Here is a 14,144-nt window from a genome sequence, read left to right on the forward strand (position 1 = left end):
CCGGCCCGTGGGATCCGAGGATCCCCTGGCCGGGCGCGTCCCTGCAGGGCACCGGGGCGTAGCGTGGACGGGTGAGCATCCTCGACGATGCGCTCCTCGAGCGCTTCCGCACCCGCGCGGCCGACTACGACGAGCGCAACGCGTTCTGCGCGGACGACCTGGAGGAGCTGCGCTCGATCGGGTACCTGGCGCTGCTCGTCCCCGAGAAGCTCGGCGGTGCCGGCCTCGGCCTGGAGCAGGCGGCCGCCGAGCAGACGCGCCTCGCGACCGCCGCGCCCGCGACCGCGCTCGCCGTCAACATGCACCTGGTCTGGACCGGGATCGCGCGACTCCTGCTCGAGCGGGGCGACGACTCCCTCCGCTCGGTCCTCGTCGACGCCGCGGCGGGTCACGTCTTCGCCTTCGGCAACAGCGAGGCGGGCAACGACCTGGTGCTCTCGGACTCGCTGACGCGGGCGGAGCCGCTCGGGGACGGCGGCTACCGCTTCACCGGCACGAAGGTCTTCACCTCCCTCGCGCCCGCTTGGACGCGGCTCGGCGTGTTCGGCCGCGACGACAGCGGGTCGGAGCCGCGGCTCGTGCACGGCTTCGTGCACCGTGAGCGCCCGGACTCGCCGGTCGCCGGGCTCGAGGTCCGCGACGACTGGGACACGCTCGGCATGCGGGCGACCCAGAGCCGCACGACGGTGCTCGACGGCGTCGTCGTCCCGGCCGAGCGGATGATCCGCTCGCTGCCCGTCGGACCGACCGCCGACCCCTTCGTCTTCGCCGTCTTCGCGGCCTTCGAGCTGCTGATCTCCTCGGTCTACCTCGGTGTCGCGCAGCGCGCGCTCGAGCTCGCCGTCGCCTCCGTCCGCCGACGGACCTCCCTCCGGGCGGGAGGGCGGCCACTGGCGGAGGACCCCGAGGTGCGGCACCGGGTGGCTGAGGCCGGGATGCTGCTCGACGGGCTCGAGGCGCCCCTGCGCACGGCGGCGGCCGACGTGGACGCGCTCGTCGACCGCGGTGCGCGCTGGTTCCCCTCGCTGGTCGGGGTGAAGATCCGCACCACGGAGGGAGCGCTCCGCGTGGTCGAGAGCGCCGTCCGGATCGCGGGCGGGTCGGCGTACCAGCGCAGGTCGGAGCTCGGTCGCCTCTACCGCGACGTGCTCGCCGGGCAGTTCCACCCCTCCGACGACGCGTCGGCGCACGGCGCCTGGGCGTCGCTCCTGCTGGGACCGCTGCCGCCGCACGACTGAGGCCGGGATGGGACCCGCCGCCGCCCGAGCACGCCGGCGGGCCGCCCTGTGGAGAACTCCGACACCCCGAGGGCGTCGCCCCCTAGTCTCGGCGGATGCTCCGCGGATCTCTGCTCGACCGGGCCGCCCTGCTCCTCGGCACCCTGGTGCTCCTCCTGATCGGGGCCCCGCACCTGGGTCGGGCGCCCGGCCTCGTCCCGGTGGCGCTCGCGAGCGTGCCGCTGGTGCTGGCGGACGTGCGCGGGCGCCGGCTCCCGAACGCGGTCACGCTCCCGCTGCTGGTGGTCGGAGCCGTCCTCGCGCCCACGGCGGGGACGCTTCTCGCCGTCCTCGCGACGGTGCTGTGCCTGGGCGTGCTGCATGCGGCGGGCGGGCTGGGCCTCGGCGACGTGAAGCTCCAGGCGGCCCTCGCACCGCCGCTCGCGGCTCTCGGACCCGAGCAGGTCGTCGCCGCGCCCACTGTCGGCTTCGCGGTGGCGGGGCTGTGGGTGCTCGTGCTGCGCGTCCGCGGACGGGTCGCGTTCGGACCGTTCCTGCTCACGGGGTTCTGGCTGGTGCTCTGACGGCCCGCCTCCGCGCCGAGCGCAGGGACGGGCCGTCGGAGGGCCGGGCTCAGCCGGGGTGGGTCATCGACATGACGTCGAGGGCGCTGTCGAGCTGCTCCTCCGTCACCTCGCCGCGCTCGACGAAGCCGAGGTCCACGACCGACTCTCGGACGGTGATCCCCTTGGCGACCGAGTTCTTCGCGACCTTGGCGGCGGCCTCGTAGCCGATCACCTTGTTGAGCGGCGTGACGATCGAGGGGGAGGACTCGGCGAGGGCGCGGGCGTGCTCGACGTCGGCCTCGAGGCCGTCGACGGTCTTGTCGGCGAGCAGCACGGCGGAGTTCGCGAGCAGGCGGATCGACTCCAGCAGCGCCGTCCCCATGACGGGGATCGCGACGTTGAGCTCGAAGGCACCCGAGGCGCCGGCCCAGGCGATGGTGGCGTCGTTGCCGATCACGCGCGCGCAGACCATGAGGACGGCCTCCGGGATCACCGGGTTCACCTTGCCGGGCATGATCGAGGATCCGGGCTGGAGGTCGGGGATCCGCAGCTCTCCGAGGCCGGTGTTGGGGCCGGAGCCCATCCAGCGGAGGTCGTTGTTGATCTTGGTCAGGCTCACCGCGAGCACGCGCAGCGCTCCGGAGGCCTCGACCAGCGAGTCCCGCGCGCCCTGGGCCTCGAAGTGGTTGCGGGCCTCGGTGACGGGAAGGCCCGTCTCCTCCGCGAGACGCGCGATGACCTTCTGCGGGAAGCCGGCGGGGGTGTTGATCCCGGTGCCGACCGCGGTGCCGCCGAGCGGGACCTCGGCGACGCGGGGGAGCGCCGACTGCACGCGCTCGATGCCGAGGCGGATCTGCGCGGCGTAGCCGCCGAACTCCTGGCCGAGCGTGACCGGGGTGGCGTCCATCAGGTGGGTGCGGCCGGCCTTGACGACCTCGGCCCACTGCTCCGCCTTGACCTCGAGCGACTCGGCGAGCTGCTCGAGCGAGGGGATCAGCGACTCGATCAGCGCGCCGGTGACGGCGACGTGGACCGAGGTGGGGAACACGTCGTTGGAGGACTGCGAGGCGTTGACGTGGTCGTTCGGGTGCACGGTGCGTCCGAGGGCCGTGGTCGCCAGCGAGCCCAGCACCTCGTTCATGTTCATGTTGGAGGACGTGCCCGAGCCGGTCTGGTAGACGTCGATCGGGAAGTGTGCGTCGTAGCCGCCCCCGACGACGAGGTCGGCCGCGTCGGCGATCGCCGTGGCGATGTCGGCGTCGAGCACGCCCAGCTCGGCGTTGGCCAGCGCCGCCGCCTTCTTGATGCGGGCGAGGGCCGCGATCTGGGCAGGCTCGAGGCCCGCACCGGAGATCGGGAAGTTCTCGACCGCCCGCTGGGTCTGCGCGGCGTAGAGGGCGTCGCGGGGGACCCGCACCTCGCCCATCGTGTCGTGCTCGATGCGGAAGTCGCCGGAGTCGTCGGTCGGGGAGTGATCCACCACGCTGTGTTCGTCCTTGTCTGATCGGTTGGTGCTGTGCTGTCCGGAGCCGCTCACGCGGGATCCGATCCCACCGCGCTCGGAGCGGCGGCGGAGGAGGCCGAGCCGGAGTCGCGCTCCAGCTCGGAGACGTAGGGGCTGAGCTCGGGCGGATCGATGCCGAGCACGACATCGGACATCACGGTGCCGTCCGAGAGCCGGTAGTTGGCGCCGACGAGAGCGAGCCGCCCGGTCGCGACAGCGTCGGCGATCAGCGGGGAGCGCTGGAGCAGCTCGGCGACCGTGTCGCGCAGGTGCTCGCGGCCGACGGCCAGCGCGTCGGTCGCCGACGGGTCGACGAGCACGCGGCCGTCCGGCTGAGCACCCACGAGGCGGCGCACCGCGGGGATGATCGGCTCGATCAGGTGCTCGATGTGCGGGGGGAGCCGCTCGGCGCCGGGCGCCTGCGACTGGATCGCTGCCCGGACCGCTCCGCACTCGTCGTGGCCGAGCACGAGCAGCACCTTCACGCCGAGGACGGCGACGCCGTACTCCAGCGAGCCGATGATGGAGTCCGCGATCACCTGGCCGGCGTTGCGGACGACGAAGAGGTCGCCGAGCCCCAGGTCGAAGATGATCTCGGCCGCGAGGCGGGAGTCGCTGCAGCCGAAGAGCGCAGCGAGCGGGGCCTGCGCGGCGGCGAGCTCGGCGCGGCGCTCGACGTCCTGGCGGGGGTGGCGGGGCTCGCCGGCGACGAAGCGCTGGTTGCCGCGGAGCATCTCCTTCCAGACCCACGCCGGCGGGCGGGACTCGCGGGGGACGGTGCTGCTGGTTCCGAGGCTCATCGGGACTCCTCCTGGCCGATCTGCGGGGTGATGGCGTCCACGACCAGGCGGATCTCGTCCGTCGGGGCCGTGCCGTAGACGAGGTAGGTGCTGGAGCCCTCCGTCGTCTCGAGTGCGTAGGGCGTGTTGCCGGTGTCGTCGCCGGAGTCGCGGTGGTCGTAGACGGTCCAGTCGCGGCCGTCGATCGTCTCGACGCCGGTCGCCGCCCGGCGGTCGAGCTGCGTCGCGACCCAGGCCGCGTCCGCGTCGAGCCCCTGGCTCAGGCCGATGTAGCCCGCCTTCGGGGTGATCAGGCCGACGTACCAGTAGTCGGTGCCGTTCTCGCGGCGGAGCTCGGCCGCGTTGGCCTTCCAGCCCTCGGGCAGGGAGGGCACGGCGAGCGTCTGCTCCTCGCCCAGCTGGACCTGCGCGGCGACGCGGGGGACGTCGACCGAGGAGAGCTCCACGGTGTCGCCGCGGGGGACGAGCAGGACGATGAGCGCTACCGCGCCGACGGTCGCGAGCAGTGAGAAGACGAGGTTGTTGACCGTCTTGCGCTGACGGTAGAGCCGGGAGTTCTCGGCCTTGCGGGCGGCCGTCTCGGCGGCCGTCTCCGGGCGCCCGAGCTCGGCGACGACCCGCGCAGGCTTCGCGCGGCTCATCCGGCGGCCGCCCCTCCGGAGCGGGCCGCGTCCAGTCGGGCGCGTGCTCCGATCAGCCACTCCTCGCAGCGGGCGGCGAGGGCCTCGCCGCGCTCCCACAGGGCGAGCGAGCGCTCGAGGGTGGAGCTGCCCTGCTCGAGCTCGGACACGACGCGGACGAGCTCGTCGCGCGCCTGCTCGTAGGAGAATCCCGAGACGTCGGAGTCGGTCGCCGGGGCGTCGGGGGAGTCGGGCATGGGTCTGATCCTATCGATCGGGGCTGAGGGGGGACGGGTGGCGCGGCGGGCTCAGGACCGGCCAGCGGGATCGCCGGTGGGCCCCTCGGAGCGGGCGCCGACGGCCCCCTCCGCGAGCGTGAGGACGAGTGCGCCGCCGGCCGGCGCGTCGCCGGGTGCCCGGACGACGTGCCCGGCCGCGTTCTGGACGATCGCGTAGCCGCGGTCGAGGGTGTGCTGGGGGGAGAGGGCGCGCAGGTGGCCGCGCAGGCGCTCGACCTCGAGGTGCGCGCGCTCGAGGCGGCGGTCCACCAGCTCGGCGCCGCGCGCGACCCAGCGGGTCAGCTCCTCGGAGTGCCGGTCGACCAGCACGTGCGGCTGGGCGAGCACCGGCCGCGAGCGCAGCTGCGAGAGCCGGTCGATCTCGTGCGAGACGAGCCCGCTCACGCGGCCGGTCATCCGCAGCCGGGCCTGCTGCACGCGCAGCAGCTCGTCGGAGACGTCGGGCACGACCCTCTTCGCGGCGTCGGTGGGAGTGGAGGCGCGCAGGTCGGCGACGTCGTCGAGCAGCGGGCGGTCGGCCTCGTGGCCGATCGCGCTGACGACCGGAGTGGAGCAGGCGGCGACGGCGCGCACGAGCGCCTCGTCGCTGAAGCCGAGCAGGTTCTGGAAGTCGCCGCCTCCGCGGGCGATCACGATCACGTCGATGCTGTCGTCGGCCTCGAGGGTCCGCAGGGCCGAGAGCACCTCCGGGACCGTCCGGTCGCCCTGCACGGCCGAGTGGACCACCCGGAAGCGCACCGCCGGCCAGCGCAGCTGCGCGTTCCGCAGCACGTCCTTCTCGGCGTCCGAGTCCTTGCCGGTGATGAGGCCCACGCCGTGCGGGAGGAACGGCAGCGGCTTCTTGCGGGAGGCGTCGAACAGCCCCTCCGACGCCAGCTGCCGGCGGAGCCGCTCGAGCTTCTCGAGCAGATCGCCCAGGCCGACGTGGCGCATCTCGAAGACCTGCATCGAGAGCGTGCCGCCCTTGACCCAGTAGTTGGGCTTCACCAGCGCGATGACCCGATCGCCCTGCTTGAGGTCGGCCGGGAGGCGGCTCCTCACCGACGACCAGACGGTGAAGCCGACCGTCGCGTCTCCGGACAGGTCCTTCAGCTTCCCGTAGACGTTGCCGCCGGACGCGCCCCACTGGGTGATCTCGCCCTCGACCCACGCGGTGCCGAGGCGCTCGATCCAGCCCTTGATCTTGCTGGCGAGCAGGCCGACCGGCCAGGGTGCGTCGGCGGTGGGTGGGGCGTCGGTCATCGCTGCCTCTGCTCGGAGGGACGGGGGAGCGGGAGTGCCCTCCCGCGACGACAACGGTACGGGACGGGTCCGACACCGGGACGGCCCGGGCACAGGATGCACCACGTAGAATCAGGGGGTGAGCCAAGTCCCGATCAGCCTGCCCATGCCGCGCATGCCCCGCGCCACAGGGCGTCTGCGCGACGTCCCCGTCGAGGGCCGCAAGCGCGTCCTCCTCGCCGCGCCCCGCGGCTACTGCGCCGGAGTCGACCGCGCGGTCGTCGCCGTCGAGAAGGCCATCGAGCACTACGGTGCCCCGGTCTACGTGCGCAAGCAGATCGTGCACAACGTGCACGTCGTCTCCACGCTCGAGAGCCAGGGCGCCATCTTCGTCGACGAGGTCGACGAGGTGCCCGAGGGATCGCACATCGTCTTCAGCGCGCACGGCGTCTCACCGGCCGTCGTCCAGGGCGCGGCCGACCGCGGTCTCCAGGCGATCGACGCGACCTGCCCCCTGGTGACGAAGGTGCACCGCGAGGCCGTCCGCTTCGCGCGCGACGACTTCGAGATCCTCCTCATCGGCCACGAGGGCCACGAGGAGGTCGAGGGCACCGCGGGCGAGGCTCCCGATCACGTCACCCTCGTCGGCAGCCCCGACGACGTGCCGAACATCGTCGTGAAGGACCCGGACAAGGTCGTCTGGCTCTCGCAGACGACGCTCTCGGTCGACGAGACGATGGAGACGGTGCGCCGCCTCCGCGAGCGCTTCCCCAACCTGCAGGACCCGCCGAGCGACGACATCTGCTACGCCACGCAGAACCGCCAGGTCGCGATCAAGAAGGTCGCCGCGGGCGCCGAGCTGGTCATCGTCGTCGGCTCCGCGAACTCCTCCAACTCCGTGCGCCTCGTCGAGGTCGCCCTCGAGTACGGCGCGAAGGCCGCCTACCGGGTCGACTACGCCAGCGAGATCAAGCAGGAGTGGCTCGAGGGCATCCGCACCGTCGGCGTCACCAGCGGCGCCTCGGTGCCCGAGGTGCTCGTCCAGGAGGTCCTCGACGACCTCGCCGCCGCCGGGTACGGCGACGTCGAGGAGGTCAAGACGGCGGAGGAGGACCTGATGTTCTCGCTCCCCAAGGAGCTGCGCAAGGACGTCGCCGGCAAGCGCGACGCCCGCGGCGTCGGTGGACGCATCAGCGCGGGAGCGGGCGCCTAGAGCGTTCCGGCCCGGACACGGAAGAGGCCGCCCTCCCTCGGGAGCGGCGGCCTCTTCCGTGTGCGGTGGAACGGGGATCGACGCTAGACGTCGGTGCCGGCGCCGCCCTGCGAGCCCGACATGCGCGTGACGTACTCCGCGAACGTCGGGTCGCCCAGGATGGCGATCGCCGCGACGATCAGGGAGAGCAGCACGGTCGCCGCGATCCCGAGGATCGGGACGAGCACGGCGCGCTTGCCGGCGCGGAGCCGCCGGATCGAGATCCACACCGCGAAGGCGACGATCAGCGACTGCGCGAGCGCCACCACGACGCCGAGGATCCGTGCGAGCTCCGGCGACGCGTAGGTGCCGATGCCCTGGGAGCGGTAGAGCTCCTGGAGGGTCGTCGCGAAGCTCGAGGGATCGAGCAGCGTCGGCACGGCGAAGAACACGCCGAGCGCGAGCAGCACGATCGTGAGCAGGCGGTCGACGGGATGCGCGACGGGCTTCGCGGCCGGAGCGGTCGCGGGCCTCGGATCGGTCTCCGACCCCCTCGGGTCGGGGACGACCACGGCGTCCTCCGGCGGCTGCCACGACCAGCCGGGCGGCGCGTACTCGCCGTACTGCGGCTCCGGACGCCTGTCGCCCGGCTGATCGTGTGCGTTCGTCACGGAGCGGTGCCCTACTTCCCGGAGTTCCCGGCCGAGCCGAGCTGACGGGTCGCCTCGGCGACGCGCGCGGCCATCGCGGTCTCGGCGATCTTGCCCCACGAGCGCGGGTCGTAGACCTTCTTGTTGCCGACCTCGCCGTCGACCTTGAGGAAGCCGTCGTAGTTCTTCAGCACGGTGTCCGCGACGGAGCGGCTGAACGCGTACTGCGTGTCGGTGTCGATGTTCATCTTGACGACGCCGTTGCGGACCGCCTCGGCGATCTCCTCGTCGGTCGAGCCCGAGCCGCCGTGGAAGACGAGGTCGAGGGGGAGCGCGCCGGTGCCGTACTTCGCCTGCAGGCCGTCCTGGATCTCGCGGAGCAGCTCCGGGCGCAGGCGGACGTTGCCCGGCTTGTAGACGCCGTGGACGTTGCCGAAGGTCAGGGCGGCCATGTAGCGGCCCTGCTCGCCGAAGCCGAGGGCCTCGACGGTCGCGATCGCGTCGTCGAGCGTGGTGTAGAGGTGCTCGTTGATGTCGTGCGAGACGCCGTCCTCCTCGCCGCCGACGACGCCGATCTCGACCTCGAGGATGGCGTTGATGTTCTTGACGCGCGGGAGGATCTCCTTCGCGATGGCGAGGTTCTCGTCGAGCGGGATCGCGGAGCCGTCCCACATGTGCGACTGGAACAGCGGCTCGCGACCGGCCTTGACCTCCTCCTCGGAGGCGGCGATCAGCGGGTAGACGAAGCCCTCGAGCGCGTTCTGCGGGCAGTGGTCGGTGTGGAGCGCGACCGTGACCGGGTAGTTCTTGGCGACCTCGGTCGCGAACCTCGCGAAGGCGATCGCGCCTGCCGCGCGGTTCTTCACGGTGTGGCCGGCGAAGTAGTCCGCGCCTCCGGTGGTGACCTGGATGATGCCGTCCGAGCCCGCCTCGGTGAGGCCCTGGAGGACCGCGTTGATCGTCTGCGACGACGAGACGTTGAACGCCGGGTAGGCGAAGCCGCCCGCCTTCGCCTTGTCGAGCATCTCTGCGTACTGGTCCGGGGTAGCGACGGGCATGGCATCTCCTTTGACGGATGAACGAAGGGGGGTCGGGCGAGGCCCGCGTCGCGGACGAGTCTAGCGAGGCGCCCCTCCGCGGTCCCTCCGCTCGTGGAGGGCCCTGGACTAGGCTTCGGGCAGGGATGGGGATCCGCTCCGCGGGTCCTGCGACGACGTGCACGAACTCGACGACGAAGGACTCCGCTCTGTGATCGACAACGACTCGCTCTACCTCCACCCCGACCGCAACCTCGGCATGGAGCTCGTCCGCGCCACCGAGGCCGCCGCGATCCGCGCCGTGCCCTTCATCGGCAAGGGCGACAAGAACGCCGCCGACGGCGCAGCGGTCGACGCCATGCGCACCTTCCTCGGGACCGTGAACTTCGACGGAGTCGTCGTGATCGGCGAGGGCGAGAAGGACAACGCGCCCATGCTCTTCAACGGCGAGCACGTCGGCAACGGCTCGGGGCCCGCCGCCGACATCGCCGTCGACCCGATCGACGGCACCTCGCTGACCGCGGCCGGGCGCCAGAACGCGCTCTCGATGATCGCCGTCGCCGACCGCGGCGCGATGTTCGACCCCTCCGCCGTGTTCTACATGGAGAAGATCGTCACCGGGCCCGAGGGCGTCGGGATCATCGACATCCAGCGCCCGATCGGCGAGAACATCCGCGCCCTGGCCCGCGCCAAGCGCAAGCCCGTCGAGGAGATGCGCATCGCGGTGCTGGACCGCCCGCGCCACGCTCAGCTGATCGAGGACATCCGCGCGGCCGGAGCCGGCACGCGCCTCCTGCTCGACGGCGACGTCGCGGGCGGCATCAACGCCGCTCGCCACGACTCCCGACTCGACATGTGCGTCGGCACCGGAGGCACGCCCGAGGGCATCATCACGGCCTGCGCCATCCGCGCGCTCGGCGGAGTGATCCAGGGCATCCTCCGCCCGAAGGACGACGACGAGCGCCAGCGCGCCATCGACGCCGGCCACGACGTCGATCGCGTCCTCCACGCCAACGACCTCGTCCGCAGCGACAACACCTACTTCGTCGCGACCGGAGTGACGAACGGCGGGCTCGTGAAGGGCGTGCGCAAGGAGGGCCACGTCATCACGACGGAGTCCATCGTGCTGCGCTCCCGCTCGGGCACCATCCGCCGCGTGACCGCCCAGCACCTCGCGGAGAAGTGGGTCTAGGCCGTCACGCTCTCTCAGAGACGCCGCACTGCTGCCGAGGCGCCGCCCCGCTGACGGCGCACTCGCCGAGTGCGGCGGCGTCTCGGCGTGCAGGACGCGGAAGGACACCGGCCCCGGTCACCGAGGCGAGCGGGCGGGGCCGCGGCGGGTCTCGAGACGGCTCGCGGGCGCTCCTCCGCCGAGCCGCGGAGGCGGAGCGCCGTCGCGAGCTGCGGTCGTCCGGGTGTCGAGCCGGATGGACGGCGCCGCTCGCGCGCGGCCTGCGCGCCCCCGGTGATCGCTCAGCGTGGGACCGGGGACCCTACGCGCTCCGCTCGGACTCGTCCTCCGCGGCGAGCAGCTCGACGGCGGTGAGGCGGCGCGGCGAGGAGGCGACTCCTCCGACCGGGGTGATGACGCGCGACTCGTCGAGGGAGTCGAACTGGCGCGCGGTGACCAGCACGCGGCTCTCGAGCGAGCCGGCGAAGGCGTTGTAGGAGTCGACCGTCTTCTCGAGCGAGCGGCGCAGGCCCTCGGCGTGGTCGGCGAGGGTGCCGAGACGGGCGTAGAGCGTCTTGCCGAGGTCGAGCAGGCGCTTGGCGTCGTCGGTGAGCACGTCCTGCTGCCAGGTGTAGGCGACGGTCTTCAGCACCGACCACAGGGTCACGGGCGAGGCGAGGGCGACGCGTTTGCGGAACGCGTACTCGAGCAGGCTCGGGTCGGCGTCGAGCGCGCTCGCGAGCAGCGGCTCGCTCGGCACGAACGCGATGACGAACTCGGGGCTCGCCGGGAGCCCGGTCCAGTAGGAGCGGGCGGCCAGCGCGTCCACGTGGCCGCGGAGGGCGCGGACGTGCGCGCGCAGGAGCCCCGCGCGCCGCGCCTCCTCCTCTCCGCCGGCGCCCGCGGGGATCGCGCTCGCCTCCAGGTACGCGTCGAACGGCACTTTGGCGTCCACCGCGATCGCCTTGCCGCCGGGCAGGCGGACCACCATGTCGGCGCGGCCGCGGCCCGCCTCGCCCTCGAGGCCGAACTGCACGTCGAAGTCGACCCGCTGGGTGAGCCCGGCGGCCTCGACGACGTTCCGCAGCTGCGTCTCGCCCCAGGCGCCGCGGCTCGTGGTGGAGCGGAGCGCGGAGGCGAGGGTCTCGGTCGTCGAGCGCAGCTGCTCGCCCGCCGCCCGCTGTCCCTCGAGCTGCTCGGTGATCGCCCCGAACTGGGCGGCGCGCTCGCGCTCGAGCCGGCCGACCGCCTCCTGCATGCCGCGCAGGCTCTCGGCGACGGGGGAGAGGGTCTGCAGGATGCGCGCGTCGTGCCGCTCGCGCTCGGCGACGACGCGCAGCTGCTCCTGGAGCTCGCGGATCTGGTCGCGGGCGGAGCCGAGGTGCTCGCGGTGCTGCTCGACGACGGCCTCGTGCCGCTCCTCCAGGCCCTCCGCGCGGGCGCGGGCCGTCGCGAGGTCGAGGGCGAGGGCGGCGTCGGGCGTGCGGGAGCGGGCGAGGAGGACGGCCACGACTCCCGCGAGGAGCGCGCCGACCACCAGGCCGAGGACGAAGGAGAGATCCATGCCGCCGATGACACCACGCACCTCCGACATCGAGCGATCGACGCGCCACGACCACCGAACGAGGGCCAGGACGCCCTGCGACCGCCTCGTAGACTTCGCGATCATGGGGAATCACCACCGCTCATCGCGCCTGCTCACGGTCGCGCTCGCTCTCGCCGTCGGGCTCGGCACCGCCCTCGTCCCGATCACCTCCGCCTCGGCCGCCGAGGACGCGCCGTCGACCGTCTCGGTCGAGACCGGCGCTCTCGACGCGTCCCTCGACCGCGCCGACCTCGGCGTCCCGGACCAGTCGACGCAGTACAGCGCCGAGGAGACGAAGAGCTTCCGCGCCGGCTTCATCGTCAGCGACGCCCAGTTCTTCGACGGCGACGCGCTGAGCACCGGTCAGGTGCAGTCGCTCCTGAACGAGAAGGGCAGCCGGTGCTCCACCGCCGGCACCGCCCCCTGCCTCAAGAACTTCTCGCAGGCGACGCCGTCCAAGGCGGCGGACGCGATGTGCAGCGCCTACCAGGGCTCCGGCAGCGAGTCGTCGGCCTCGATCTTCGCGCGCGTCGGCCTGGCCTGCGGCATCAACCCGCTCGCCCTGGTCGTGCTCGTGCAGAAGGAGCGGAGCCTCGTCACCGACACGACGCCGAGCCCCGAGGACTACGCCAAGGCGACCGGCTACAACTGCCCGGACACCGCGGCGTGCGACCCCGGCTCGGCGGGCTTCTTCACGCAGGTCTACAGCGCGGCCCGCCAGTTCAAGCGCTACGCCAACCCGCCCGGCTCCGGCTCGAACTTCACCACCTACGCTCCGGGCACGACGCCGAACGTCGCCTACTACCCGAGCACCGCGTGCGGCTCCTCGCCGGTCACCATCCGCAACCAGGCCACGGCCGACCTCTACTACTACACGCCGTACCAGCCCAACGACTACGCGCTCACCGGCTCCGGCAACGCGGCCTGCGCGACCTACGGCAACATCAACTTCTGGTACCTCTTCAGCGACTGGAACCCGAACGGCACCCTGGCCAACGCCGGGATCGCCCCCGCGGGACGCGTCGACGCCCCGCGCATCTCGGGCAGCACCCTGAGCGTGTCCGGCTGGGCCGTCGATCCGACGACGCAGCAGGCCGCGCTGACCACGACGGTCACGGTGACGGGCCCCGACGGCACCCGCACGGTCCGCACGCAGACCGCGAACGGCGACCGCGGTGACATCCCGGGCGAGTACTCCGTCGCCGGCCGCGCCCACGGCTTCGGCGCCACCACGCCCGTCTCGGCACCCGGCACCTACCAGGTCTGCGTCTCCGCCGACTCCGTCGACTGGAACCGCTGGCTCGGCACGGGCGACTCCCGGGGCCCCGGCCGGAAGGATCTCGGCTGCTCGTCCGTGAGCACGTCGGCCGGGATCGACGTCTCGCGCCTGGCCGGCACGGACCGCCAGGGCACCGCCGTCGCGATCTCGAAGGCCGTCTTCCGCACGAACGTCCCGGTCGTCTACATCGCGACCGGCGCCAACTTCCCCGACGCCCTGAGCGCCGCCCCTGCCGCGGCCAAGCAGGGCGGTCCGCTGCTCCTGGTCGACCGGGACTCGATGTCGCAGCCCGTTCGCGACGAGCTCAGCCGGCTCAAGCCGGCGAGGATCGTCGTGGTCGGCTCCGCACTGAGCGTCGGCGACGGCCTGCTGAACCAGCTGAGGTCCTACTCGCCGACGGTGGACCGCATCGGAGGGAAGGACCGCTACGACACGTCCAGGCTCATCATCCAGAGCGCGTTCTCGGGCGGCTCGACGCGGGCCTGGCTCGCCACGGGCGAGAAGTTCCCCGACGCGCTCGGCGCGAGCGCCGCGGCCGGCTCCGTCGACGCGCCCGTCGTCCTCGTGAACGGCACCGGCAGCACGGCCGACGCCGTGACGAAGGGCATCCTCTCGAAGCTCAAGGTGCAGAACCTCACCATCGCGGGCAGCCCCCTGTCGGTGAGCGAGGGGATCAAGAACTCGCTTCCGGTGCCGACGATCACCCGCATCGGCGGAGTCGACCGCTACGACACCTCGGAGCAGCTGAACCGGGCAGCCTTCTCGAGGGCCGAGACCGTGTTCCTGGCGACGGGCGAGAACTTCCCCGACGCCCTCGCCGGAGCCACGGCGGCGGGCTACTCGAACAGCCCGCTGTTCGCCGTGCCGACGAACTGCGTGCCCCGCGCCGTCCTGACCGACATCGCGAAGTCGGGAGCTCAGCGGGTCGTCCTCCTCGGCGGTCCCACCACCCTCTCGGAGGACGTCGCGCGCCTCACCCCCTGCGGCTGATCGCCCGCGGCCC

13 protein-coding genes are annotated in these 14,144 nt (G+C 72.8%); 5 read left to right on the top strand and 8 right to left on the bottom strand.

Translation table 11 applies throughout. The features are described 5' to 3' along the window. Positions 1 to 71 precede the first annotated feature (71 nt). Complete coding sequence (locus C5C46_RS02395) at positions 72 to 1,238, top strand: acyl-CoA dehydrogenase family protein (protein ID WP_104225523.1); 1,167 nt, start codon at positions 72 to 74, stop codon at positions 1,236 to 1,238. A gap of 95 nt (positions 1,239 to 1,333) precedes the next feature. After that, on the top strand, positions 1,334 to 1,801 hold the full coding sequence (locus tag C5C46_RS02400; protein WP_104225524.1) for a prepilin peptidase: 468 nt from the start codon (positions 1,334 to 1,336) through the stop codon (positions 1,799 to 1,801). Positions 1,802 to 1,850: 49 nt separating this feature from the next. On the opposite strand, the gene C5C46_RS02405 is transcribed toward C5C46_RS02400, so the two are convergent. Genes C5C46_RS02405 through xseA form a run of 5 tightly spaced genes read right to left on the bottom strand, consistent with a single transcriptional unit; the run spans position 1,851 to position 6,248 of the window. Further along, positions 1,851 to 3,266 (bottom strand): aspartate ammonia-lyase, encoded by a 1,416-nt coding sequence (locus C5C46_RS02405; protein WP_104224420.1) that lies wholly within the window; start codon positions 3,264 to 3,266, stop codon positions 1,851 to 1,853. A 50-nt stretch (positions 3,267 to 3,316) separates the two neighbouring features. Next, complete coding sequence (locus C5C46_RS02410) at positions 3,317 to 4,087, bottom strand: carbonic anhydrase (protein ID WP_208543312.1); 771 nt, start codon at positions 4,085 to 4,087, stop codon at positions 3,317 to 3,319. Further along, entirely contained in the window at positions 4,084 to 4,728 is a 645-nt protein-coding gene (locus C5C46_RS02415) for a DUF4245 domain-containing protein (RefSeq protein WP_104225525.1), read from the bottom strand. The genes C5C46_RS02410 and C5C46_RS02415 overlap by 4 nt, the downstream gene beginning before the upstream one ends. Continuing rightward, the gene (locus C5C46_RS02420; RefSeq protein WP_104224418.1) at positions 4,725 to 4,964 is read right to left on the bottom strand and encodes an exodeoxyribonuclease VII small subunit; all 240 of its coding nucleotides are present in this window, start codon (positions 4,962 to 4,964) and stop codon (positions 4,725 to 4,727) included. Before C5C46_RS02420 ends, C5C46_RS02415 begins: the two co-directional genes overlap by 4 nt. A 51-nt stretch (positions 4,965 to 5,015) precedes the next feature. Then, on the bottom strand, positions 5,016 to 6,248 hold the full coding sequence (xseA, locus tag C5C46_RS02425; RefSeq protein ID WP_104225526.1) for an exodeoxyribonuclease VII large subunit: 1,233 nt from the start codon (positions 6,246 to 6,248) through the stop codon (positions 5,016 to 5,018). Between the two features lie 145 nt (positions 6,249 to 6,393). Between xseA and C5C46_RS02430 the strand changes: the two genes are divergently transcribed. Further along, positions 6,394 to 7,440 (top strand): 4-hydroxy-3-methylbut-2-enyl diphosphate reductase, encoded by a 1,047-nt coding sequence (locus tag C5C46_RS02430; RefSeq protein WP_104225527.1) that lies wholly within the window; start codon positions 6,394 to 6,396, stop codon positions 7,438 to 7,440. Positions 7,441 to 7,523: 83 nt separating this feature from the next. Here the strand turns inward: C5C46_RS02430 and C5C46_RS02435 are convergent, their stop codons facing one another. Together C5C46_RS02435 and fbaA are read right to left on the bottom strand one after the other, a co-directional pair. Continuing rightward, positions 7,524 to 8,090 carry a DUF6264 family protein gene (locus tag C5C46_RS02435; protein ID WP_104224415.1) on the bottom strand — a complete coding sequence of 189 codons (567 nt, stop codon included), beginning with the start codon at positions 8,088 to 8,090 and terminating at the stop codon, positions 7,524 to 7,526. 11 nt (positions 8,091 to 8,101) lie between these two features. Then, positions 8,102 to 9,127, bottom strand: coding sequence for a class II fructose-bisphosphate aldolase (gene fbaA, locus C5C46_RS02440; protein ID WP_104224414.1), 1,026 nt, complete (start codon positions 9,125 to 9,127; stop codon positions 8,102 to 8,104). A 238-nt stretch (positions 9,128 to 9,365) separates the two neighbouring features. Here fbaA and glpX point away from each other — a divergent pair, with 238 nt between their 5' ends. Continuing rightward, positions 9,366 to 10,298, top strand: a complete 933-nt coding sequence (gene glpX, locus C5C46_RS02445) for a class II fructose-bisphosphatase (protein WP_104225661.1) — start codon at positions 9,366 to 9,368, stop codon at positions 10,296 to 10,298. Positions 10,299 to 10,599: 301 nt separating this feature from the next. Here the strand turns inward: glpX and C5C46_RS02450 are convergent, their stop codons facing one another. Further along, a complete protein-coding gene (locus C5C46_RS02450) occupies positions 10,600 to 11,841 on the bottom strand; it encodes a DNA recombination protein RmuC (protein WP_219812256.1) in 1,242 nt (413 codons plus the stop codon). 103 nt (positions 11,842 to 11,944) lie between these two features. On the opposite strand from C5C46_RS02450, the gene C5C46_RS02455 reads away from it, so the two are divergent. Further along, complete coding sequence (locus C5C46_RS02455) at positions 11,945 to 14,131, top strand: cell wall-binding repeat-containing protein (RefSeq protein WP_104225529.1); 2,187 nt, start codon at positions 11,945 to 11,947, stop codon at positions 14,129 to 14,131. Positions 14,132 to 14,144: the final 13 nt, after the last annotated feature.

The sequence above is a fragment of the Rathayibacter sp. AY1E6 genome (assembly GCF_002931115.1).
Lineage (GTDB): Bacteria > Actinomycetota > Actinomycetes > Actinomycetales > Microbacteriaceae > Rathayibacter.

Coding starts and splice junctions, on each gene's coding strand:
- C5C46_RS02400 (WP_104225524.1), top strand. CDS start 1,334: ATGCTCCGCGGATCTCTGCTCGACCGGGCCGCCCTGCTCCTCGGCACC.
- C5C46_RS02410 (WP_208543312.1), bottom strand. CDS start 4,087: ATGAGCCTCGGAACCAGCAGCACCGTCCCCCGCGAGTCCCGCCCGCCG.
- C5C46_RS02415 (WP_104225525.1), bottom strand. CDS start 4,728: ATGAGCCGCGCGAAGCCTGCGCGGGTCGTCGCCGAGCTCGGGCGCCCG.
- C5C46_RS02420 (WP_104224418.1), bottom strand. CDS start 4,964: ATGCCCGACTCCCCCGACGCCCCGGCGACCGACTCCGACGTCTCGGGA.
- xseA (WP_104225526.1), bottom strand. CDS start 6,248: ATGACCGACGCCCCACCCACCGCCGACGCACCCTGGCCGGTCGGCCTG.
- C5C46_RS02430 (WP_104225527.1), top strand. CDS start 6,394: ATGCCGCGCATGCCCCGCGCCACAGGGCGTCTGCGCGACGTCCCCGTC.
- fbaA (WP_104224414.1), bottom strand. CDS start 9,127: ATGCCCGTCGCTACCCCGGACCAGTACGCAGAGATGCTCGACAAGGCG.
- glpX (WP_104225661.1), top strand. CDS start 9,366: ATGGAGCTCGTCCGCGCCACCGAGGCCGCCGCGATCCGCGCCGTGCCC.
- C5C46_RS02450 (WP_219812256.1), bottom strand. CDS start 11,841: ATGGATCTCTCCTTCGTCCTCGGCCTGGTGGTCGGCGCGCTCCTCGCG.
- C5C46_RS02455 (WP_104225529.1), top strand. CDS start 11,945: ATGGGGAATCACCACCGCTCATCGCGCCTGCTCACGGTCGCGCTCGCT.